This window comes from Kineococcus rhizosphaerae (genome assembly GCF_003002055.1).
In the GTDB taxonomy this organism is placed as follows: Bacteria; Actinomycetota; Actinomycetes; order Actinomycetales; family Kineococcaceae; genus Kineococcus; species Kineococcus rhizosphaerae.
Map to the genome: position 1 here is coordinate 491,086 of NZ_PVZF01000001.1, position 21,706 is coordinate 512,791.

At 71.6% G+C, this 21,706-nt stretch carries 23 protein-coding genes; 9 read left to right on the forward strand and 14 right to left on the reverse strand.

From position 1 onward, the window contains the following. Nucleotides 1-26 precede the first annotated feature (26 nt). The 9 genes from CLV37_RS02420 to CLV37_RS02460 all read right to left on the reverse strand — a co-directional run bounded on the left by CLV37_RS02420 (nucleotide 27) and on the right by CLV37_RS02460 (nucleotide 9,939). The gene (locus tag CLV37_RS02420) at nucleotides 27-1,088 is read right to left on the reverse strand and encodes a glycosyltransferase family 2 protein (protein WP_106206582.1); all 1,062 of its coding nucleotides are present in this window, start codon (nucleotides 1,086-1,088) and stop codon (nucleotides 27-29) included. 95 nt (nucleotides 1,089-1,183) lie between these two features. After that, complete coding sequence (locus CLV37_RS02425) at nucleotides 1,184-1,561, reverse strand: hypothetical protein (protein WP_146149268.1); 378 nt, start codon at nucleotides 1,559-1,561, stop codon at nucleotides 1,184-1,186. Continuing rightward, entirely contained in the window at nucleotides 1,558-1,977 is a 420-nt protein-coding gene (gene fliS / locus CLV37_RS02430) for a flagellar export chaperone FliS (RefSeq protein WP_106206586.1), read from the reverse strand. Before fliS ends, CLV37_RS02425 begins: the two co-directional genes overlap by 4 nt. Before the next feature lie 133 nt (nucleotides 1,978-2,110). After that, nucleotides 2,111-3,598 (reverse strand): flagellar filament capping protein FliD, encoded by a 1,488-nt coding sequence (gene fliD, locus CLV37_RS02435; RefSeq protein WP_106206588.1) that lies wholly within the window; start codon nucleotides 3,596-3,598, stop codon nucleotides 2,111-2,113. 133 nt (nucleotides 3,599-3,731) lie between these two features. Then, entirely contained in the window at nucleotides 3,732-4,556 is an 825-nt protein-coding gene (locus CLV37_RS02440; protein WP_106206590.1) for a flagellin N-terminal helical domain-containing protein, read from the reverse strand. Between the two features lie 280 nt (nucleotides 4,557-4,836). After that, a complete protein-coding gene (locus tag CLV37_RS02445) occupies nucleotides 4,837-6,399 on the reverse strand; it encodes a tetratricopeptide repeat-containing glycosyltransferase family 2 protein (protein ID WP_170127010.1) in 1,563 nt (520 codons plus the stop codon). 105 nt (nucleotides 6,400-6,504) lie between these two features. After that, the gene (locus tag CLV37_RS02450) at nucleotides 6,505-7,218 is read right to left on the reverse strand and encodes a phosphocholine cytidylyltransferase family protein (RefSeq protein ID WP_106206594.1); all 714 of its coding nucleotides are present in this window, start codon (nucleotides 7,216-7,218) and stop codon (nucleotides 6,505-6,507) included. A gap of 29 nt (nucleotides 7,219-7,247) precedes the next feature. After that, nucleotides 7,248-8,915, reverse strand: coding sequence for a CDP-glycerol glycerophosphotransferase family protein (locus CLV37_RS02455; RefSeq protein WP_106206596.1), 1,668 nt, complete (start codon nucleotides 8,913-8,915; stop codon nucleotides 7,248-7,250). A 127-nt stretch (nucleotides 8,916-9,042) separates the two neighbouring features. After that, nucleotides 9,043-9,939 (reverse strand): sigma-70 family RNA polymerase sigma factor, encoded by an 897-nt coding sequence (locus CLV37_RS02460; protein WP_245885203.1) that lies wholly within the window; start codon nucleotides 9,937-9,939, stop codon nucleotides 9,043-9,045. Nucleotides 9,940-10,110: 171 nt separating this feature from the next. Between CLV37_RS02460 and CLV37_RS02465 the strand changes: the two genes are divergently transcribed. The 9 genes from CLV37_RS02465 to CLV37_RS02505 all read left to right on the forward strand — a co-directional run bounded on the left by CLV37_RS02465 (nucleotide 10,111) and on the right by CLV37_RS02505 (nucleotide 15,980). Next, nucleotides 10,111-10,530: a hypothetical protein gene (locus tag CLV37_RS02465; RefSeq protein WP_106206598.1), complete on the forward strand. Its 420-nt coding sequence runs from the start codon at nucleotides 10,111-10,113 to the stop codon at nucleotides 10,528-10,530. A 93-nt stretch (nucleotides 10,531-10,623) separates the two neighbouring features. Next, nucleotides 10,624-11,115 (forward strand): flagellar export chaperone FlgN, encoded by a 492-nt coding sequence (gene flgN, locus CLV37_RS02470; RefSeq protein WP_106206600.1) that lies wholly within the window; start codon nucleotides 10,624-10,626, stop codon nucleotides 11,113-11,115. A gap of 14 nt (nucleotides 11,116-11,129) precedes the next feature. Beyond that, on the forward strand, nucleotides 11,130-12,497 hold the full coding sequence (gene flgK, locus CLV37_RS02475; RefSeq protein ID WP_106206602.1) for a flagellar hook-associated protein FlgK: 1,368 nt from the start codon (nucleotides 11,130-11,132) through the stop codon (nucleotides 12,495-12,497). 30 nt (nucleotides 12,498-12,527) lie between these two features. Next, a complete protein-coding gene (gene flgL, locus CLV37_RS02480) occupies nucleotides 12,528-13,433 on the forward strand; it encodes a flagellar hook-associated protein FlgL (protein ID WP_106206604.1) in 906 nt (301 codons plus the stop codon). A gap of 68 nt (nucleotides 13,434-13,501) precedes the next feature. Beyond that, entirely contained in the window at nucleotides 13,502-13,903 is a 402-nt protein-coding gene (gene fliW, locus CLV37_RS02485) for a flagellar assembly protein FliW (RefSeq protein ID WP_146149269.1), read from the forward strand. Between the two features lie 207 nt (nucleotides 13,904-14,110). Next, a complete protein-coding gene (locus CLV37_RS02490; protein WP_170127011.1) occupies nucleotides 14,111-14,521 on the forward strand; it encodes a flagellar assembly protein FliW in 411 nt (136 codons plus the stop codon). Nucleotides 14,522-14,578: 57 nt separating this feature from the next. Beyond that, nucleotides 14,579-15,085, forward strand: a complete 507-nt coding sequence (locus tag CLV37_RS02495; protein ID WP_106206610.1) for a YbhB/YbcL family Raf kinase inhibitor-like protein — start codon at nucleotides 14,579-14,581, stop codon at nucleotides 15,083-15,085. Beyond that, nucleotides 15,082-15,621 carry a YbaK/EbsC family protein gene (locus CLV37_RS02500; protein WP_106206612.1) on the forward strand — a complete coding sequence of 180 codons (540 nt, stop codon included), beginning with the start codon at nucleotides 15,082-15,084 and terminating at the stop codon, nucleotides 15,619-15,621. Before CLV37_RS02495 ends, CLV37_RS02500 begins: the two co-directional genes overlap by 4 nt. Continuing rightward, nucleotides 15,618-15,980, forward strand: a complete 363-nt coding sequence (locus tag CLV37_RS02505) for a polyketide cyclase (RefSeq protein WP_106206614.1) — start codon at nucleotides 15,618-15,620, stop codon at nucleotides 15,978-15,980. The genes CLV37_RS02500 and CLV37_RS02505 overlap by 4 nt, the downstream gene beginning before the upstream one ends. Here CLV37_RS02505 and CLV37_RS02510 read toward each other — a convergent pair. The 5 genes from CLV37_RS02510 to CLV37_RS02530 all read right to left on the reverse strand — a co-directional run bounded on the left by CLV37_RS02510 (nucleotide 15,939) and on the right by CLV37_RS02530 (nucleotide 21,645). Beyond that, complete coding sequence (locus CLV37_RS02510) at nucleotides 15,939-16,901, reverse strand: NAD(P)H-dependent glycerol-3-phosphate dehydrogenase (protein WP_106206616.1); 963 nt, start codon at nucleotides 16,899-16,901, stop codon at nucleotides 15,939-15,941. The two genes, CLV37_RS02505 and CLV37_RS02510, sit on opposite strands and share 42 nt — an antisense overlap. A 6-nt stretch (nucleotides 16,902-16,907) precedes the next feature. Next, nucleotides 16,908-17,483, reverse strand: a complete 576-nt coding sequence (locus CLV37_RS02515; RefSeq protein WP_106206618.1) for a Uma2 family endonuclease — start codon at nucleotides 17,481-17,483, stop codon at nucleotides 16,908-16,910. Between the two features lie 4 nt (nucleotides 17,484-17,487). Next, nucleotides 17,488-18,309, reverse strand: coding sequence for a TrmH family RNA methyltransferase (locus tag CLV37_RS02520; RefSeq protein WP_106206620.1), 822 nt, complete (start codon nucleotides 18,307-18,309; stop codon nucleotides 17,488-17,490). Between the two features lie 98 nt (nucleotides 18,310-18,407). Next, entirely contained in the window at nucleotides 18,408-19,967 is a 1,560-nt protein-coding gene (locus tag CLV37_RS02525; protein ID WP_106206622.1) for a methyl-accepting chemotaxis protein, read from the reverse strand. 79 nt (nucleotides 19,968-20,046) lie between these two features. Further along, nucleotides 20,047-21,645: a putative bifunctional diguanylate cyclase/phosphodiesterase gene (locus tag CLV37_RS02530; protein WP_170127012.1), complete on the reverse strand. Its 1,599-nt coding sequence runs from the start codon at nucleotides 21,643-21,645 to the stop codon at nucleotides 20,047-20,049. Nucleotides 21,646-21,706 lie beyond the last annotated feature (61 nt).

Here is a 21,706-nt window from a genome sequence, read left to right on the forward strand (position 1 = left end):
TCCGGGTTCCTGCACCTCGGCACCTCCTACCGGGCGCCGCCTCGGGACGAGGCCAGGTGCGCCGCTCGATCCCGTGCCGCGGCCTCGAGGAGCTCCCGGCACAACCCCCGCAACGCCTCCAGCGCGCGAGGGTCGTGGCGCCGACCGGCGGTGTCGACGATGCAGGTCAGCCCTTCGAGCTGTTCCAGGGCTGCCACGGGCCGGTTGCTCTGCGCCAGGCCCTGCGCCCGCAGCCACCGGCAGTACGACACGTCGGCCCCGGCCTGCTCGAGCTCGTCGGCGAGGACGACGGCGAGCTCGGCCTCACCTGCTCCGAGCAGGACTCGTGCGAGGTAGTCGGTCGCCTCCTGACGTGTCCCCCCGGCCGGTACCAGCTCGCGCACCGCCTCGAACGCGTCGACGGCCCGCTGGACCTCACCGGTTCCGACCGCAGCCCGGCCCACCTTCAATACCGCCCGGGCGAGTTCAGGTGCTGGGGCTCCGGCGGCGACCAGCTCGTCGAGCTCCACCCGGGCCAGCTGTCCGTTGCGCATCGCTTTCGTCCGCACCACCTGCTCGGTCGCGTAGCCGTGGTGCTCCAGCTGCAGGAGGGTCGCGGGGACGAGCCGGGGCGCTCGACCGGGGACCGCTCCGTCCCGTTCGACGCGTTCGTGGACCCGACCGGACCACCGGGCGCCGGCGCGACGGAACAGTCGGACGGCGGTGGACGTGTAGCCCCCGCCCGAGGTCCTGTCGTCCTCGCGGAGGTTGTGCAGGGTCACCGCCAGGTCCGGTTCGGACGCCCCGGTCAGCAGGGCGCGCAGGGCTGCCGGCTCCCCGGTGGCGGTCTCGTCGGCGTCGACGCTGAGGACCCAGTCCCCGTGGGCCGCCGCGAGCGCGACGTTGCGCGCCTCAGCGAAGCTGTCGCGCCACTGCCCCCGCAGAACCGTGGCCCCCGCACGCCGGGCGATGCCGGGGGTGTCGTCGTGGGAGCCGGTGTCGTGGACGACGATCTCGTCGACGAGGGGCTCCAGGGCCGCCAGGGTCGCCGCGATGCGGGGCGCCTCGTCGCGGACGACGAGACACGCCGTGAGCAGAACCATGGACATCCTTCGATCGTGCGTCCGGACCGCGTCGGCGCCCGACGCCGTCCTTCCTGCGGGGGTCGCCGTGAGAACGCTACCTGCCTGTGCCCGTACCTCTGTCACAGAGCCCGGTCGACGAAGACCGGTGGTCGTTCGGACTCCTCGAACCTGCCCAGAGCCCGCGTCTGGACACGGGCGCTGACCATGGCCTCGGCCAGACGTCGGCTCACGTCCTGCTGCCGTCGCAGCAGTGCGCGGGCCCGCTCCGCGAACTCGACGGGCAACGGCTCGAGGAGAGCGGGTGCGACCCAGTCCGCGGCGGGTGGTGCCGGGCTGACCTCGTGCCCGTCGTGCATGCGGGCGATGAGCAGTTCGGCCTGGTCCACGTCCAGTTCGACGGCGCGCAAGGCGGCGTCCCAGCTGCCGTCCCAGCTGCCGTCCCAGCGCTGTCGGGTCGCCGGCGCTGCCGAGTCGGAAGTGCGCTCCTGGCTCCTCATGCCGTGCCGTGTCTGCCACCGGCCGCGGCGGTCAGGTGTTCCAGCGCGGCCTGGCGCCACGCCTCCGCCAGTTCGGCGGTCATCTCCCGGCAGGCTCCCGTCCGCGACGCGTCACCGGACACGTTCGCCAGCGGGAGTTCGGTGAGCAGCCAGGCGTAGATCGCCTTCAGGCCCGCTCCCCCCTCCCAGCCTTCCGGGTCGAGACTGGACTCGAGCTCCAGGACGATGGCTTGTGCGTGCACGAGGTTCTCGTGGGCGATCCCCCGGTTCCCGGCCAGCTGCGCCTCCTCGGCGCGCTGCAGGTCCAGGACGAGCCGGTCGTAGAGCATCACCAGCAGGGCCGCCGGGCTGGCGGTGCTGAGGCTGTCGGCCAGGTAGCGGTTGGTGGATCGCGCGTTGAACGTCGTACTGGTCATGCGGTGGTCCTCCTGGTGAGGGCGTCGGTTGCAGGACCCATCGGCAGCTCCGACCCCGATCCGAGGAACGGCGAGGGTGGACCCTGCACGAGGAGGAGCCGGTCACCGCGCTGCGGTGACCGGCTCCGGAGGATCAGCTGCTCAGGCTGGACAGCTGTCCTGAGAGCCAGGACGACTGGCTCTGCAGCTTTCCGAGGGCGACTTCCAGGTTGGAGTAGTACTTCTGGTAGTACGTCCGCTTCGCCGCCAGCCGCACGTCCCAGTCGGAGATGCGCTGGGAGAGGTCGGAGATGGTGGAGTTCTGGCCCTGGATGGCCAGTTCCAGCGATCCCTTGCCGGAGGCGACGTTGGTCACCGGGCTGATGCCGGTGGCCTTCTGGGCCACGGCGATGAAGCCGTCGACGAGACCCTTGGTGGGGGAGGAACTGTCGATGCTCGTGGGTGCGACCATCTTCTGCGTCGTCGCCGCGTCGGCGGTGTAGGCCGCCTTGAAGGTGTCGGCGTCGAAGGACAGCTGCCCGTCCCGGGTGGACTGGATGCCGTAGGTCGCCGAGGAGACCGACCCACCCCCGAGCCTGGTGGTGACGACGTCCAGGATCTGGGTCTTCAGCGCGCGCAGGGTGGCGTTGCCGTTGAGGGGACCGGAACCGCTGTTGGTCCCGCTCGCGCTGATCGTGCCGGCCTTGGTGACCGAGGCGATCGTGCTCAGCGCTGCGTTGGCCGCGTCGACCAGGGCCTTCACGGAGTCCGACACCGCGCTGGGGTTGGCCGCGACCGAGACGGTCGCTCCTCCCACCTTCGTCGCGGTGACCGTGACCCCCTGCATGAGGTCCGCGAAGGTGTTCGTGGACGACGTGACGGGGATGGATCCGGGGGGAACGGCTCCCCCGCTGGGCACGGCACCAGGAGTCAGGTAGAGGGTGGCGTCCTGCGCCGGCGCCATCTGGGTGAGGGCGAGCCCACCGGGTGCGGCCCCCGTCTCCAGTCCCGCGATGTCAGCGGGGTCGACGTTCGCCTCGGTCGACGGGACGAGGTGGAACTCGCTGTCCTTGCCGGACTTGGTCGAGGTGACCTGCAGCCGGTAGGTGCCGTCGCTGACGCGCAGGGCGACGGCGGTGATCCCCAGCTTGCTGCTGGCCTTGTTGATCTCGGCGGCGACCTCCGACAGGGTGCCCGTCGTGTGGCGGATGGTGCCCACGAGGGTGCCGTGGGTGTCGACCACGTCGAGCGGGAAACCCAGGGTCCCCGCTGCGTCCTTGTCGGTAGAGAGCACCGTCGGGGTGATGACCGACCGGCTCGTGGCGAGGTTCTGGACGTAGACGTTGACGGTGCCGGGAGCGGCGGTGGTTCCCGCCGTCGCGGTGACACCGTCGGCCGAACTGGTCGCCGTGGCGGCGACCCACGTCGAGGCCTTCGTCAGGTTCTGCGCCGCGGTCTGCAGCGCGGACATCTTGCTGTTGACCGACTGGAGCGCAGTGACCTTCGCCTGCGCCGTGGAGACGCTGTTCTTCATCTGCGTCTGCGGCGCGGCGTCGACCTGGAGCAGCTGGGAGATGATGCTGGCGGTGTCGAGCCCGCTGACCAGCCCGTCGACGGCGGAGGATGAAACGGATGAAACCATGACAGTCCCTCCTGTCTGGGATGTCGGAAGAGGGTGGACGTGAGAAAGGCGGGGGACGCCGCTGGTGCGGTGTCCCCCGCCTCACGAGACGGTCAGCCGGAACGGGTCCGGCCGATCGGCTCAGGAACCGGCATCAGCCACGCAGCAGGGAGAGGATGTTCTGCGACGAGGAGTTCGCCTGGGCCAGCATCGAGGTACCCGCCTGGGAGAGGATCTGGTTCTTGGTGAACTTCGTCATCTCCTTGGCCATGTCGGTGTCGCGGATGGCGGACTCGGACGCGGTGATGTTCTCGATGGAGGTGTTGATGTTGTTGATGGCGTGCTCGAAGCGGTTCTGGACCGCACCGAGGTCGGCACGGGCACCCGTGACCTGCTTGAGCACCTTGTCGATGTCGTCGATCGCGGTCTGCGCGTCGCTGGTGTTGGTCAGCGACGTGGTCAGGCTCGCCGAGAGGCTGGCGACGTTGAAGATGTGGACGCTGATGCGGTTGTCGGTCGCGTTGTTGGCGCCCACCTGGAAGGTGCCGGTGTACGTGCCGTCCAGCAGAGCCTTGGAACCGAACTTCGTGCTGGAGCCGATGCGGTCGATCTCGGACTTCAGCGCGCTGAACTCCTTGTTCGCCGCGGCCTGCGCCTCGGAGTCCTGCGAGCCGTCGCTGGAGGCCTGGACAGCCAGGTCACGCATGCGCTGCAGGATGTCCGTGACGGTGCTCAGGGCGCCGTCGGCGGTCTGGGCCACGTTCACGCCGTCCTGGGCGTTGCGGGCGGCGACGGTGAGGCCACCGATCTGCGAGCGGAGGCCCTCGGAGACGACGAGGCCGGCCGCGTCGTCCGCAGCCTTGTTGATGCGGTAGCCCGAGGACAGCTTCTCCAGGGAGGAGCTGACGGCCTTGTCGGTGCGGTTCACGTTGTTGTAGCTGTTGAGCGCAGCGACGTTGTTCTGAATGCGAAGACCCATGATGACGATTCCTCCGTGATGTGGGGTCGGGGTGTCAGTGGGGGCCGTCCGTGGCCCTGACACTTCATCCATCGGTCGGTGAGCCCAGCACCTGAGTGCTCAGCCGTGTGGCAATCGGGTGATGCTCTCCTGAGCCCTCCCGCACCGCGCTCCCTGGAGTCCCTCCAGGCTGACGAGCGCGGCTCTCACCGTTCCGAGGATCCGGCGAACCGGCGTGACACCTCGTTGCGTGACCATCTAACCACGCAGAGTCGCCGTTGTCTCGGAGTCGCGCCCGGACTCAGGCTTCGACGACGGAAGCCGCCAGCAGGTCCCGCAGTCGCGGTGAGTACATCCCCACGGCCTGCTCGACCAGGGGCCAGGTGGCCTCCTCCCAGCCCTCGAGGACGTGCTCGACGAAGCTCAGAGCGCGCTCGTCCCCCACCTCGTGCAGGACGGCGGCCGCCGCCAGCCGGTCGACGGGCTCACGCTCGGCCGACCCCGCGATGGCCAGCAGCGGGCAGGACTCCGGGTGACCGGCCTCTCGCAGGCGCAGGGACCACGGCAGAGCCTCCGGCAGCGACATCGACGGCCACATCGACGCCGCCGCCGCCAGGACGGGCGCAGGGGAGGGAGCCGTCGCGAGCAGGGCCTCCAGCACGTCCGAGACCTCCGCGAAGGGCAGGGTCGACAGCTGCCCGAGCAGGGGTACGACGAGGGCCGGCGGGACGGCCGCGGCGAACTCCTCGACCGGCAGGTGCGCTCCGTGGACGATGGCGAGCATCTGGGGAGCGGGCATGTCGCCCGCCCCCCGCCGCAGGTGCTCGAGCATGGCGTCCGCGGCCTGGTCGTACTCCCCCAGCGCGGCGTGGCAGTTGGCCGTGTCCAGCAGGAGTGACACCTCCGTGACGCGCCCACCCCGCAGGTCGGTGACCTCCGTGACGTCGCGCAGCAGGTCCAGCGCACCGCGGAAGTCGCCCTCGGCCATCGCCACCGACGCCCGGACCCGGGTCAGCGCCCCCGGCCGCTCCCCCCACGACTGCAGTCGCTCGATCCAGGAGCGCGCCGTCTCGAACCGCCCCAGCGAGGCGGCGGCCTGGATCGCGCAGTAGGACGCCGACGCCGCCAGGGGCAGCCAGTCCGCCGGTGGCGGCTGGACGGCGTACTGGCCGTCGAGGGGCTCCAGAGCGTCCAGCGCCTCCTGGAAGTGGCGCGAGCTCAGGGCCGAGCGGGCGAAGTTCACGCGGTGGACCGTCACGTCGTGGTGACCGTCCTCCAGGGCCCGGTCGAGCTCGCGCCGGGCCAGGGCGAGGTTGCGGTCGGTCTTGCCCTTCTCCGCCATCGTCTGCACGGTGTACCCGCTGTGCAGGAGGACCAGCGGGGACACGGTCCCGCTCAGTCGCTCCCCCCCGCGCCGGACGACCTGCTCGTGCAGCGCTCCCGTCCAGTGGCACGTGCGCCGGCGGAAGACGCGAACCATCTGCACGGTGAGCGGGTCGTCGTCGACCGAGTCCCACACCGCGTTCGCCACCTGCACGCGCACCACGTCGGCGACGGCCGACCGGCGCAGCAGCGTGCGGAAGGCCCTGGGGTCACCCTGGACGACCTCGTCGGCGTCCACGGAGAAGACCCACTCGCCGCGGCAGTGCTCCAGCGCCCGGTTGCGGGCGGCCCCGAAGTCGTCGTCCCAGTGGCCCTCGACGACGACCGCACCGCGCGAGCGTGCGATCTCCAGCGTGCCGTCGGAGCTGCCGGTGTCGTAGACGACGATCTCGTCGACGAACGGCGCGACGGCGTCGAGCGAGGCCGCCAGCACCCGCTCCTCGTCCTTGACGATGTAGCACGCGCTGATGAAGACGCTCACGATCCGATCCCCCACCACGAGAGTCACCTAGAGTAATAGCCGATGCGCTGAGCGTACTCTGTCGGGGACCGCCGCTGGGGCTGCAGGGGGATCGCGACTCGGACCTCAGCGCGGCAGTGCCGCCCACTCCTGACGGGCGTAGGCCTCGGCCTGGTCCAGGTCGGCGGGGAAGTCGACCTCGACCGCGAAGTGGGCCGTCAGGTCGAGCCCGAGCCAGCGCACCCCGGCCCCGATCGAGCGCTCGATGCCCGCCTCGAAGTAGTCGTCGTCCCGGCAGGTGCGCAGGGCCGCCTCGAAGTCGGCGCGATCGGCCGCGCTGACGAAGTTGACGCCGATCGCCTCCCCCTCGCCCCCGACGACGGTCTTGGACAGCTCACGGATGCTGCCGGTGCCGTCGAGGCGGAACTTGACCTCCTCCTCGGCGACCCGTCCGAAGGTCACCGACACGAAGCTCTGCTCCGCCCGCACCGCCGTGCGGACCGCCGCGGCGAACCCGGGGGAGAACAGCACGTCGCCGTTGAGCCAGAGCACGTCACCCTCCAGACCTGCGACGGCCTCGAGCAGCGACTGGGAGGTGTTCGTGGTGGCGTAGCGCGGGGCTTCGACGAACCTCACCCCGGACAGCCGCGCCCGGAACTCGTCCTGACGGTGGCCCACCACCACGTGCGCGACCCAGCCCTCGTCCGTCAGCGGGGAGAGCAGACGCAGCTGGCGCTCCAGGAGCGACTCACCCCCCGGTCCCACGGGCGTCAGGGGCTTGGGGCAGGCACCGCCCAGACGGGTCCCGCGGCCGGCGGCCAGGACGACGATGTTCTTCATGTCGGCTCTCCTTCGGGGGTGGTGAACGGTCAGCGCGTGGCGACGGCCGGCTCGGTGGCTGCACGTTCGGCGTGCAGGGCGGCCAGCAGGTCGTCGATGATGCGGCCCGTGGCCTTGCCGTCGGCGAACAGGAAGTGCTCGCGGACGGTGGCCGCACGTTCGACGCGTCGCGGGTCCTCCCCGCGGGCGACGAGGGCCAGGAAGGCCTCGACGTCCGCCCACGACCGGCCCTGGTACATGGCGTCGAAGTAGCGTCCCTCCTCGTTGACCCCGGGACCGTCGAGCCGCTGCAGGTACATGACGGGCTTGCCGGTCAGCAGGAACTCGGTGGCGATCGAGCTCAGATCGCTGATCAGCGCGTCCGCGGCGTCCACGGCGTCCTGGTAGTCGGGTGCGGTGTCGAGGACCATGGTGGTCGACTCCTCGACGGTCGCGCAGAACTGGCGCGCCAGTTCCGCCGCTTTCCCCCCTGCGGCGAGCAGGTCGGTCAGCAGCCGGGGGTGCGGACGCACGACCAGGAAGAGGTCGTCCCGGGTGCCGAAGGTCCTGAGGACGTCACCGACGTACAGGTGGAAGGTGGACCAGCCGCCGGGCTCCATCCGGAAGTGCGGGTTCCACAGGACGGTGCGGCGGTCCCCCGCCAGCTCCCGCAGGGCCCGCGCACCCGGGCCCGGGACCGCGTTGACGGTCCGGTCCTGCTTGGGGGAGCCGAGGACTCGGACGTGGTCGGCGCCCACGAGGCAGTTCCGGGCGAACAGGTCCCGCTGCGCCCGGCTGGGCAGGTAGGCGCGCCAGGCCAGCCGCTGCAGCGGGAGGTCCCACAGCAGGCGGTCCATGAACTCCCCGGCGATGGCCCCGTTGCCGTAGGGGAGGACCACCTGACGGACTCCGGCGGCGGCGACGTCGGCGGTGCGCAGGCCCGGGAGCCGCGTCTCGTCGTAGGGGTTGTCGACGATGAGCACGTCGACCTCGTCCAAGCTCCCCAGGAGCCACTGCGGGGACACCGGTGAGAACCCCTGAGCGCGCAGGAAGTCCGCGGCCGATCCTCCGGACGGGGTCTGCGGGGCGTCGGAACCGACGAGGACGAAGTCGACGCGGTCGTCGACCGTCAAGGCGGTGACGACCGGGACGACCGAACCCCAGTAGTGCAGGTGCTCGAAGAGCACCACGACCGTGGGACGCCTCCGGTCACGCCCGCAGCGGCGGACGTCCCGGTGGGCGATGGCCAACTCGGCCCTGTTCCGTGCCGCCGACGCCGTGAGGGTCGCGTTGGCGCGGTGCAGCGCCTGCAGCTCCGCCAGCGCTCGCTCGTGATCGGAGCGCAGCGACCGGATCGTCGCCCGCTCCTCGTCACCCCACAGCGATTGCGCCACGCCGGTGAGCAGAGCCACCGCCTGCGCCGCCGACCCCGCGTCGGGCCCCACGGTGACCCGGCCGGTCACCGCCACGGGCTCGGAGGAACCCACGAGCTCCATCTGCGGCAGGGCTGCAGGACCGCACAGGCGCAGGATCCGGGCGACGAGCTCCTCCGTGGGCTCCTCGACGCCCTGGACCGCCACGAAGACGGTGACGGGGTCGGCCACGGAGAACAGGCGCGCCACAGCCTGGAGAGCCACCTCCGCGGAGAAGGAGGTCAGGTCCTCGATGGTGAGCAGGAGGCGAACGGCTGGCTCTGCGGCGTGGTCGCTGGTGGTCACAGCACTCCATCGGCAGTTGCGGGACGACCCTTGAGCCGAACGGGTGACGGCGCCGGTACCCGGGCGACGGCTCGGACCACCGGGAAGGGGCGGCCGGCCCACCGACCGACGTGCGGCAGCGCCCTCCTCAGGCGGTGCGCGCCACCGGGGCCGCGTACGACCCGAAGGCGCTCAGGGCCAGGCGCGACCGGAAGTCGCTCTGCGTGCCGACCGCGGCGTAGTACGCCTCCTTGCGCTTGACCGCCGCACCGGAACCGGGCAGCTGGGCCACCATCTCCGGCGACAGGTGCGTGTTCATGCCGTCGCGCAGCAGCACGAGGGCCTCGGCCCGCATCTGCGAGATGCGGGACTCGGAGACACCCAGCTCCTCGGCGAGCTCGGCCATGGGCCGCTCCTGCATGAAGTAGCCCTCGACGACGGCGCGCAGGCGCTCGGGCAGGCACGCGACGGCGGAGCGGAGGTAGCCGAGCCGCTCGCGGTGCAGGAGCTCCTGCTCGGGGCCGGGGGTGTGGGTAGGCAGGTGGTCGTCGAGCGAGGCACCTTCGGCGGTGAAGCCCTGCATCGACAGGACCATCGAGCGCTGCGCCTCGTCGCGGGTCTCGGCCAGCTCCTTCTCGGAGACTCCCAGGGAGGCGGCGAGCTCGGAGCCGCTGGGGGTGCGGCCGAGCTGGGCGGTCAGCTGGTCCTCGGTCTGGGCGAGCTTGCGCTGGCGGCTGCGGACGCCGCGCGAGGCCCAGTCCTGACCGCGCAGGTCGTCGAGGATGGCGCCGCGGATGCGGGTGTTGGCGTACCGGTTGAACGGGACACCGGTGGTCGGGTCGTACGCCTTGGAGGCCTGGAAGAGCGCCATGAGGCCGGCCGAGGTCAGGTCGTCGCGGCTCACGTGCGACGGCAGACGGCCGATGAACTCGCTGGTGATGTAGCCGACGAGCGGCAGGTGCTTCTCGACGAGCGCGGAGCGCTCGGCGGCAGAGAGCTCGACCATGGGGAGCTCCCGGGCGGCGAAGGCGGTGTCTGCGGTCACACACCCCTTCTCGGCACGACCCCCCTCGTGACTTGAGCGCCGAACGGGTGACGGCTCCCCCGCTCGCACTGCTCCGAACGAGCCACCGGGCTCCACGGTCCGTGGCGCGGACGGCCGCCGGGGTGACGGACCGTCCGGACGGCGCAACGCCCTTCAGCAGGACCCGTCCGGGTGCCGAAGGGTGGACGTCGCACCACGCCGGAACTGCTGTGGTGCTCGTGGTACGTGTGGCTGGAGGTACTCGTGAAACCGATGTGGCAGGTCGTGCGCGACCTGGAGTTCGCCTACAAGAAGGGCCGACTGACCCCGTCCTTCCTGGACTACTACGCCGAGGCGAACGGGGAGCGCATCAGCGCCCTGTACGCCCTGTGCGCGAAGAACTTCCTCGACGTGGAGCACGAGATCGGTCGCAACGACCACATCGCGAAGGAGCGGACGCACGGCGTCGACCAGGCCGCGGTGAACCGTGCCCTCGAGGAGGAGTCCCGGATCCTCAACCAGGAGCTGCGCAACGCCCGCGAGGACGGCCGGCCCTACTACCTGCGCAAGCCGACGAAGAACGCCCAGTTCGTCAAGAAGCCGGGCAGCTGACCCGCGTTCCCGCCCGCTGACGCTCAGCTCGTGGTAGCGCCCGCCGATGGACGGCTCGAGCACCACCGACTGACGGCAACGGGAAGGACACGCATGGGACTCGCCGAGGTCTCCGGCATCCTCTGGAAGGAGCGGGAGCTGCTGGAGCTGCTCCTGTTCAAGCTGGAGGAGGAGCAGCTCGTGCTGGCCAGCGGCCGCACGCGCTGGCTGGCGCACGCGACCCGCGAGGTCGAGTTCGTCATGGAGCAGATCCGGGCGACCGAGCTCCTGCGCGCCACCCAGGTCGACGGGATCGCCGCCGAGCTCGAGCTCGAGCCGGGACCGAGCCTGAACGCCCTCGCCGCCGCCGCCCCGGACCCGTGGGGGGAGATCTTCCGCGGCCACCGCGACGCCTTCCTGACCCTCACCTCCGAGATCCAGGACCTGGCCGACGCCAACCGCGATCTCCTCAAGGCGGGCTCGCGCGCCCTGCGCGAGACCCTGCTGGGGCTGGACAAGCCCCTCGACACCTACACCGCCCAGGGCAAGAACACGGCCGCGTCGGCCGGCGGATCCCGCGCCCACTTCGTCGACGAAGCCTTCTGAGAGGACCCCTGACGATGAGCACCTTCTCCGGCATCAACACCGCGCGCCGCGGCCTGTCCGCCGCCCAGCTGGGCATGGACGTCACCGGCCAGAACGTGGCGAACGCCAACACCGACGGCTACTCGCGCCAGCGCGTCGAGCAGTCCGCGAGCGTCCTGAGCCAGAGCGGGCCGAACGCGCTCAAGAACACCCCCGGTGACGGGGTGGTCGTCACCAGCATCTCCCGCGTCTCCGACGCCCTGGCCACCGCCACCGCGCGCCAGGACTCCGCCGCCGCGATGGAGCAGGCTGCCGCGAGCAACGTGTGGGGCACGATCGAGAGCGCCATCGGCGACACCGGCGCGACCGGCCTGAGCCAGGCCCTGCAGGACCTCGGCTCGGCGTGGAACACGCTGGCCAACAACAACGGGACCACCGGCCAGGACGGCAACCGCCAGCTGGTCCTCACCCGCAGCCAGGCCGTCGTCTCGACGATCGGCAGCATGAACGGTCAGCTCGAGGCCCAGTACGACCAGCTCGGGTTGCAGGCCCAGGCGCAGGCGACCCAGGCGAACACCGCCGCCGCGAACATCGCCAAGCTGAACACCTCGATCCGCGAGACGCTCTCCACCGGCGCGTCGGCGAACGAGCTCATGGACCAGCGCGACCAGTACCTGAACCAGCTGTCCGACCTCACCGGATCGCGAGTGGTCAACCGCGACAACGGCACGGTGGACGTCTTCGTCGGCAACGCCACCATCGTCACCGGCGACTACTCGTACACGATGACGCTGAGCGTCCCCGACCCGTCGAACCCCGGGCAGACGATCGGCAACCCCCGCATCGGCGACCAGGTGGTGGCCAGCATCAACGGCCAGGACGCCGCTCCGGTCGCCGGCTCCCTCAAGGGCACGCTCGACGGGGCGAACAAGACGCTGGCCGACCAGAAGAGCAAGCTGGACGACTTCGCCGCGACCCTGGCCGACAAGGTCAACACCGCCACCGGCACCTCCTTCTTCGCGGCCGCCGGCGGCGGCACCGTCGACTCGGGCAACATCACCCTGGCGGCGACGTCGGTGCAGGACAGCACCAACGCCACCGGTGACGGCTCCACCGACCGAGCCTTCGCCAAGGAGGTCGTCAAGCAGTTCGGTGCCGTGAAGCAGAACTGGCTGACGAACGTCACGAACCTGGCCAGTTCCGCTCAGTCCGCCTCGAACCGCGCCGATCTGGCCTCGCAGGTGTCCCTGAAGTCCGCCTCGGTCCGCGACAGCGTCTCCGGGGTGAACCTGGACGAGGAGATGACGAACCTGGTCGCCTACCAGCACGCCTACTCCGCCGCCGCCAAGGTGCTGACCACGATGGACGAGGCCCTGGACACGCTCATGAACATGGTCCGCTGACCGTACTGACACCTGAGGAGGAGGACTGACATGCTCGGTCGCATCACCCAGCGCAGCATCGCGATGAACTCGCTCACGAACTTGCAGATCAACCAGAACCGCACGGCGAAGCTCCAGGAGCAGATCACCAGCGGCAGCTCGCTCACCAAGGGGTCCGACGACTCCGTCCGGGCCGCGGCCGCGCTGCGCCTGAACGGCGAGATCGCCCTGAACGGCGACTACGGCCGGAACCTGTCCGACGCGCGCAACGTGATGGACAGCCAGGAGAGCGCGCTCAACAGCACCGTCGATCGCCTGCAGCGGGTCAGGGAGCTGGCCGTCGGCGCCGTCAACGGCACGCTCGACGCCAACGGCCGAGCGGCCTACGCGTCCGAGATCCGCGAGATCAGGAACACGATCCTGGGTGACGCGAACACGAACTACGCCGGCCGCGCCGTCTTCGGGGGGACGACGGACAGCACCGTGGCCTACGCGGCCGCGACGCCTCCGGCCACCGGCTACGTCACGCACGACGACGGGGGGACGGTCACCCGGACCATCTCGGCGGGCGTGACGGTGACGGTGAACACCCCGGGTGCGTCGGTCTTCGGGGACGCGACCAGCAACGTGTTCGACGAGCTGGACCGGTTGGCCGACGACATCGCCGCTGGTACCTACGGTGCAGGCAGCGCGGTCGACGTCGCCACGATCGACGGCCGCATCAGCGCGGCGACCAACGCCATGGCGACGATCGGGGCCAAGCAGAACCAGGTCGATCACGCCGAGGACGTCAACACCTCCCAGCTGCAGTACCTCCAGGCGCAGCTGGAGGACGCCACCGGTGTCGACCCGGCCAAGGCCTACCTGGAGTTCACCCAGCAGAACGTCGCCTACCAGGCGGCCCTGCAGGTCACGGCCAAGACCGTCCAGACCTCCCTCATGGACTTCCTGCGCTGATCGCGCCGGAAGACCCCCGGAAGCGTTCCACCTTCGCCCCCACCTGTGGAGTTCCTAGAGTGACCCTCATGACCGACGCCCCCGTCGCCGCTCCCGTCGTCGAGTTCGTCTCCCCGATCATGGGGTTCGGCGATCAGAAGGCCTTCCACCTGGTCCCTCTGGACGAGGACGGCACCCTGTGGTCGCTGCGCGACGCGGCGGGGTCGGGGCTGCGTCTCGTCGTCGTCGCGCCGTCGAGGTTCTTCCCCGGGTACTCCCCGGAGATCGACGACGAGACGGTCTCGGCCCTGGACCTGCAGGACGCCACGGAGGCCGCGGTCCTCAACGTGGTGAACATCGGCGACGACCCGGCGACCGCGACGGTGAACCTGCTCGCACCCATCGTGATCAACCACCGGACGATGCGAGCCGCTCAGACGGTGCTCGTCGGGACCGACCTGCCGCTGCGGGCGCCGCTCCTGGCCGCCTGAGCGGACCGTCCGTCGAACGCCCCACCGGTGTACCGGTGGGGCGTTCGTGGTTCCTGAGGTTTGACACGATTGCCGCGACGGATTGCCACGTTTCGACTACTGTCTGTGGTGGTCAAGCAGTCGGTGAGCAGCGTCCCGAGGCCCACCGGCGACCAGGACACGCCCGGGAACCGACACCCGGGGCCTGTACACGAAGGGATCGACGACGTGAGCATCGCTTCCGACACCACTCCCAAGATCGAGTTCGTGACTCCGCTGGCTGGACTGACGGAGCACAAGAGCTTCGAGCTGGACGCGCTGGACGAGGACGGCGTGTTCTACACGCTGAAGTCGACCTCCGACCCCGACCTGCGCCTCGTGCTGGCCGACCCGATGCCGTTCTACCCGGACTACACCCCGGTGATCGACGGCAGCACCGCAGAAGCCATCCAGCTCACCAACGAGGACGACGGTGCGGTCCTGGCCGTCGTGAACATGGCCCAGGGCGCCGAGAAGGCCACCATGAACCTCCTGGCCCCGATCGTGGTCAACCCCAAGGCCCACCGTGCCGCCCAGGCCGTCCTCTACGGCGAGGACCACCCCCTGGACGCACCCCTCAAGCCCGGCAACGGCGGCTGAGACACCGCAGGACCGGTCCGTCGGGCCGGTCCTGCGGTCGTTCGTTAGGTTCGCCCCATGGACCTCGAACGCCCCATCGCCCCGGACCCCTACTCCCTGCTGCCCACGGTCCCCGCCTTCGCGCTGCACTCCACCGACGTGACCTCGGGTGAGCAGCTGGACGAGCGGCACGCGTCCGGGAACGTCTCGCCCCAGCTGAGCTGGGACGGTTTCCCCGACAGCACGAAGAGCTTCCTGGTCAACTGCTTCGACCCGGACGCCCCGACGCCGGCGGGCTTCTGGCACTGGACGGTCGTGGACGTCCCGGTCTCGGTGACGAGCCTGGAGCGGGGTGCGGCGGCGCCGCAGGGTGCCCGCACGCTGAACAACGACCTGGGCTCGCCCGACTTCACGGGGGCGGCCCCGCCGCCCGGTGACCGTGAGCACCGCTACGTCTTCGCCGTGCACGCCCTCGACGTGGAGTCCCTGGACCTGCCCGAGGGAGCGACCCCGACGGTCGCGGCCTTCACGTCGCTGGGCCACGTCCTGGCCCGGGCGACGCTGAGCCCCGTCTACTCGCGGTGAGCGAGGCCCAGCACGCGGCGGGCACCCTCACCCTCCTGCCCGCCGCCGAGCACCCCGAGCTGCTGCCCGAGACCGTCCGGTCGGCACTGCCCGAGGGAGCCTGGGTCACCGCCATCGACCCCGACCTCGCGGACACCGCCGCTCTCGTCGAAGCGGCCGGCGTCCCGCGGGAGGCGTCGGCGAACTGCGTCGTCGTCGCGGGCAGGCGGGACGGCCAGGAGCGGGTCGCGGCGTGCGTCGTGCTGGCCAGCACGCGCGCCGACGTCAACGGTGCCGTCAAGAGGACGCTCGAGGTCCGCAAGGCCTCGTTCCTGCCGATGGAGCGCGCGGTCGCCGAGTCCGGCATGGAGCACGGCGGCATCACCCCGCTCGGGCTGCCGGCGGACTGGCGGGTGCTGGTCGACCGGCGGGTCGTCGAGACCGACTGGCTGCTCATCGGCTCCGGTGTCCGCCGGTCCAAGCTCGTCGTGCGCGGCGCGGACCTGGCGGGGCTGCCGAACGCCGAGGTCGTCGACGTCTCGATGCCGGCGCAGTGATCAGCGCCCGGGGCACCAGGTCGGCGGTCGAGGTCTGGGAGGACTACGCCCGGATCGCGCGCTGGACGACCTGGTCCCCGCAGCTGCTGCGGGTCCGCGCCGGCACCGGGCGCATCGCCACCGGCACCCGCGGGACGGTCAACTTCGTCCCCTTCACGATCACCGCCGTCGACGAACCCGCGATGACGTGGACGTGGCGGGTGGCGGGGATCGAGCTGCACCACGCCGTCCGGGCCACCCCGTCGGGGTGCGTCACGACCTTCGACGGTCCGCTGCCCTACCTGCCGTTCGCCTGGATCGCGCTGCGGCGGCTGGTCTCAGGACGCCGACAGCAGCCGGGAGACCGCCTCCACGGGTGAGCGCACGCCCTCGAGCACGGCGACGACGTCGCGCACGAACGGCAGGTCGGGGTCGCGACGCAGCAGGGCGGGCGCGGTCGCGACACCTTCGGCGGTGCCCCCGGCCCGGGCCACGGCCGCGCCCAGCGGCAACCCCTCCCCCAGCGCCAGCCCGACGCGGTGGTTGCGCGACAGCCTCGACGTGCTGGTCGCCACCAGGTCCCCCGCGCCGGCCAGCCCCAGGAAGGTCGACGTCGAGGCCCCCAGCCGGGCCCCCAGGGCGGCCATCTCGCTGAGCCCCAGCGTCAGGACCGCGGCCCGCGCGTTCGCGCCCAGCCCCGCGCCCTCGACCATCCCGACGGCCAGCGCGACGACGTTCTTGAACGCACCCGCGACATCGACGCCGAGGACGTCGGTCACGGCGTGCGCGTGGAACGCGGGGGTGCTGAAGGACCCGCACACCTCCTGCGCGACGGACAGGTTCGAGCCCGCGACGACGGTCGCGGCTGGTTGCCCGCGGGCGATCTCGGCGGCCAGGTTCGGACCCGACAGCGCCAGGACGTGCCGGACGTCGAGGACGTCGCGGACGATCTCCGTGCCGAACTCCCCCGTCGCCGCCTCGACGCCCTTGGCGAGGTTCACGACGGGGACGTCGGGGAACTCCGTGCGCCACCCGGAGACTCGTGACCGCAACTGCTGCAACGGGATCGCCAGGACGACGAGGGACGCTCCGTCGACCGCCCCGGAGAACTGCGCGGTCGCCGCGATCCGGGGGGACAACGGCACCCCGGGCAGGTACCCGGTGTTCTCCCCCGTCGCGGTGATCTCGGCGGCGAGTTCGGGCCGTCGGCACCACAGCGCCACGCTCTCGGCGTTGCGCGCGAGGACCCCGGCCACGGCGGTTCCCCACGCTCCGGCTCCCAGGACGGCGACGTGCACCACGCCGGATCAGCGCCGCAGGAGGGAGTTGGGCACGACGGAGAACGCCTCGTGGACACCCGGCCGAGCCGGTACGTCGAGCACCGTGTCACCCTCGCTCGTCGCGACGGTGGACCAGTGCCGACCCAGGTTCACCATCCAGTCCAGGTGGACGTCCCCCGAGTCGCTGAGGAACGCCTCCAGCAGGACCGGCAGGCCCGCGGCCCGGTACTCGCCGCGCTTCTCGTTCATCTCGCGCAGCGTGTTCCCCGGGGACCACACCTCGACGGCGGCCGCCGGCACTCCGACGTACACGTCCACGGTGCGCAGCTCGTCACCGTCGACCAGCACGTCCGGAACCCGGCCGCGGACGACGCTCCCGTCCGGCGCCAGCTCGATCGCCCAGTTCCCGGGCGCGGTGGCCACGGCACCCCACTGGCGTTCGAACTCCAGCAGCAGACTGACGGCGAGGTAGTGGTGCGGGTTGCCGCCGATCCTCTTGGTCACGAACGCCCCGTCGACGACTTCCAGCACTTCACCGGAGCCCGCGGGCGCGGTGAGCCACACGTCCACCGGGACGCCGAGCTGCGGGACGCCGAGACTCACCCGGTCAGGATAGGACGCGCGTCTCCCACAGCGCGACGGCGCTGGCCGCGGCCACGTTGAGGCTGTCCACCCGCGGGTCCATCGGGATGCGCACCACGACGTCGGCGGCCGCGACGGCCCGCCGGGAGAGCCCGTCGCCCTCGGTGCCGAGCAGGAACGCCAGGCGGTCGGGGGCCGCGAACTCCCCCAGCGCCACCGCGTCGTCCGACAGGGCGAGCGCCGCCACCGTGAACCCGGCCTCCCGCAGCAGGTCCAGGTCCTGCGGCCAGGAGGTCGCCCGGGCCCACGGCAGGTGCAGGACGGTGCCCATCGAGACGCGCACGCTGCGGCGGTAGAGGGGGTCGGCGCACCGCGGCGAGACGACCACGCCGTCCACGCCGAACGCCGCGACGGACCGGACGATCGCCCCGACGTTGGTCGCGTCGGCGATGTCCTCCAGGACGACCAGGCGCGCCGGGCCCGACGGCAGCTGCGCGAGCAGGTCGGCCACGGAGCGCGGGGCGGGCCGCACGAACGACCCCAGCGCCCCGCGGTGCAGGTCGACGCCGGTGAGTTCCTCCACGACGTGCGGCGGGGCGACGAAGGCCGGGACGTCGGCGGGCAGTTCGTCGGCGAGCTCGCCGTAGCGGGCTGCGGAGATCAGGAAGGAGCGCGGGACGTACCCGGACTCCAGGGCCCGGCGGATGACCTCGACGCTCTCGGCGAGGAACAGCCCCTCGGCGGGTTCGCGGCGGGTGCGCAGTTGGACGTCGCGCAGGGAGGTGTAGTCGCGCAGGAACCCCGAGTGCTCCGGATCGGTCAGGTCGTCGAGGTCGATCCGCGGCACGGTCGAACGCTATCCCACGACCGACGCGGAACCGGCACGTTGCCTCCCCGGGCCCGGTGAAGGGGACCGCGGAGGCAACGTGCCGTTTCCCGGACCCGTCAGAGCCGGAAGCGCCCCACCAGCGTCCGCAACTGCTCGGACACGCCCGACACCTCGTCGGCGGCGGTGCGCGTCGCGACGACGGACCGGTCGGTCGCGTCGGTGGCGGCCGAGACGCCGTCGATGCCGGTGGTGATGCGGCCGGCGCCGTCGGCGGCGTCGGCGATGGAGCGGGAGATCTCCGAGGTGGTGGCGGTCTGCTCCTCCACGGCCGAGGCGATGGTGGTCTGCAGGTCGTTGATGCGGGCGATGACCTCGGTGATGGACGAGATCGCGGTGACGGCCCCGGCGGTGTCGGACTGGATGGTGGTGACGCGCCGGGAGATGTCCTCGGTGGCCTGCGCGGTCTGCTGGGCGAGGTCCTTGACCTCCCCGGCGACCACGGCGAACCCCTTGCCGGCGTCCCCGGCGCGGGCGGCCTCGATGGTCGCGTTGAGGGCCAGCAGGTTCGTCTGCTCGGCGATCGCGGTGATGACCTTGATGACCGACCCGATCTCGGCCGAGCTCTCGCCCAGCCGCGCGACGGTGGCGGTGGTCCGCTCGGCGACCTGGACGGCCTGCGCGGCGACGCCGGTGGCCTCGGCGGCCGAGGAGGAGATCTCCCGGATGGCGGCGCCCATCTGCTCGGACCCGGCCGAGACGGCCTGCAGGCTGGTGGAGACGGTGGAGATGTCGGACGAGACCGAGCGGACCTGGCTGCCGGCCCGGTCGGAGGCGGCGGCGGAGCCCGCGGACGCCTCGGCCAGCGCCTGCGAGGAGTGCCCGAGGGTGTCGGCGCCGGCGGCGACGGAGGCGAACTCGGTGCGCAACCGGGCGATGGAGCGGTCCAGGGCCGCGGCCATCCGCCCGAGCTCGTCGGTGCGCTCGATGCCGGAGGTGACGGTCAGGTCCCCGGCCTCGAGCGCCTCGGCGACGGTTGCGATGCGGTTGGCGTCACCGCGCACGCGGCGCACGACGAACGCCGAGACGACCGCGGAGAGCGCGAGGCCGACCAGGAGCAGCGCGAGGGTGAGGACGGTCGTGCGGTGCGCGGCCGCCTCCGAGGAGGCGACCAGGTCGGCGACGGCCCGGTCCGAGCTGGTCTTGAGGGCGGCGATGTCCCGGGTGTAGGCCTCGTTCGCCGCGTCGTACTTCTCGTTCGCGGCCTTGGTGGCAGCCGGGTCGTCGCTGGTCCCGGCGGCCAGCAGCGCGTTCATGGCGTCGAGCTGGGTCTGCATGTCGGCGACGAGCCGGGCCTGCTCGCCGGTGGTCTTCTCGCTCAGCGTCGCCATGCTGGTCTCGACGACGGCTGAGGCGGCGTCCTGCTGGGCCTTGTAGGCGTCCGCCAGGGTCGGCGCGATCATCGCCGACAGCGACTTCAGCGCCTCCGTCTCGTGCTTCTCGGCGACGTCCTGGACCGCGCCCTGCACGACGAGCGCGTGGGTCTTCAGGGTGGACAGCTGGCTGGCCTGGGCGTGGGTTTGGGACAGCCCCACCGTCCCCAGCACGCAGGCGACGACCGCCGCCGACCCGGCCGCGCCGACGATGCCCGTCGCCAGTGTGGTCCGCCGCTCGCCCATGTTCCCGAACCCCCGTCCGCCGGCGCCTCCGTGACGCTCCGCTCACCTGCTCATCGGCAGGTGTCGATCAAGCCTGAGGTCAGCGGACGACGACCGGGCGGGGCGTCCCGTCGCGCCCGGTCTCCAGGGCCGGCAGGTCGATGACGTCGCGGACGTCGGCGCTCGGACGGCCCAGCAGGAACCCCTGGGCGGAGTCGCAGCCGAGCCGGCGCAGCGCGTCGAGCTGGTCGTGGGACTCCACGCCCTCGGCGACGACGCCGACGCCCATGTTCTTGGCCATCCCGATGATCCCGGCGACGACGGCCTCGTCCTGGCGGTGCAGGCCGAGGCCGGCGATGAAGTGCCGGTCGACCTTGACGTGGTCGATGGGCATGGACTGCAGGTGCTTCAACGAGGACACCCCCGCGCCGAAGTCGTCGACGGCGACGCGCACCCCCATCATCCGCAGCGCGTGCAGGGTGGAGAACCCGGCGTTCGCGTCGGCGACGAGCAGTTCCTCGCTGACCTCCACGAGCAGCGCGTTCCCGGCGGGGCCGGTGGGCTGGTTGGTGGCGACGGCGTCGAGCAGTTCGGCGTTGGCGAGCTGGCGGCGCGAGACGTTGACCGCGATGGTCAGCCGGCAGTCCTCGATCGTCGCGTACCAGTTCTCCAGGGTCCGCCAGGCCTCGTCGATGACCCACTTGCCGATGTCGACGATGAGACCGCTGCGTTCGGCCAGCGGCACGAAGTCCGCGGGCTGCAGCAGACCGCGGCGCGGGTGCTGCCAGCGCAGCAGGGCCTCGACGCCCTGCACGTGGCCGTCGCGCAGGTCCACGATCGGCTGGTAGTGCAGCCGCAACTGGCCTTCGGCGAGCGCCAGGGACAGGTCGTCCTCGGTCTGCAGGGCGTCGACGGCCTGGGCCTGCATGCGTTCGTCGAACAGTTCCGAGCGGGCCTTGCCGCTCTCCTTGGCGCGGTAGAGGGCGGCGTCGGCGCGGCGCAGGAGCTTGGAGGCGTCGGCCTCGTCGTGGGCCAGGGCGATGCCGACGCTGGGGGTGATGTTCAGGCGGCGGTCGTCGCCGAACTCCACGGGCCGGTCGGAGATGGAGCTGACGACGCGTTCGGCGATGCGCGAGGCGTTCAGCTCGTCGGTCAGGTCCTCGCACAGGACGGCGAACTCGTCGCCGCCGAAGCGGGCGACGGTGTCCTCGGGGCGGACGGCGGCGCGCAGGCGGTGCGCGACCTCGACGAGGACGATGTCGCCGACGGCGTGGCCGTGGGTGTCGTTGACCGTCTTGAACCCGTCGAGGTCGAGGTACAGGACGGCGCAGGCCTTCGACCCGCGGCGGGCCAGGGCGTGCTGGAGGCGGTCGGTGAACAGCTGCCGGTTGCCGAGGTCGGTCAGGGGGTCGTGCAGGGCCTGGCGCAGGGCGGCGTCGAGCTCGGTGCGGCGGTTGCGCCCGTCGGCGTCCAGGCGCACGGCGGACTGCAGGGCCAGGACGAGCAGCAGGCACGAGGAGACGACGCCGCCCATGAGCGCGGCGACGAGCTCGCCCAGCTCGGGGCCGCCGTCGTAGGCGACCCGCCACAGGGCGAAGACGCCGACCACGACGAGCGGGGAGAAGATCGCCCAGGGGACGACGCGGGTGCGCACGTCGTCGCCTGCCTGGTGCCGGGCCGTCCAGGGCCAGCGGCTCATCCTCGGCTCCTCCCCTAGATAACTGCTCATGGTCACCGTCCGACCACGATCTGTCTACTTC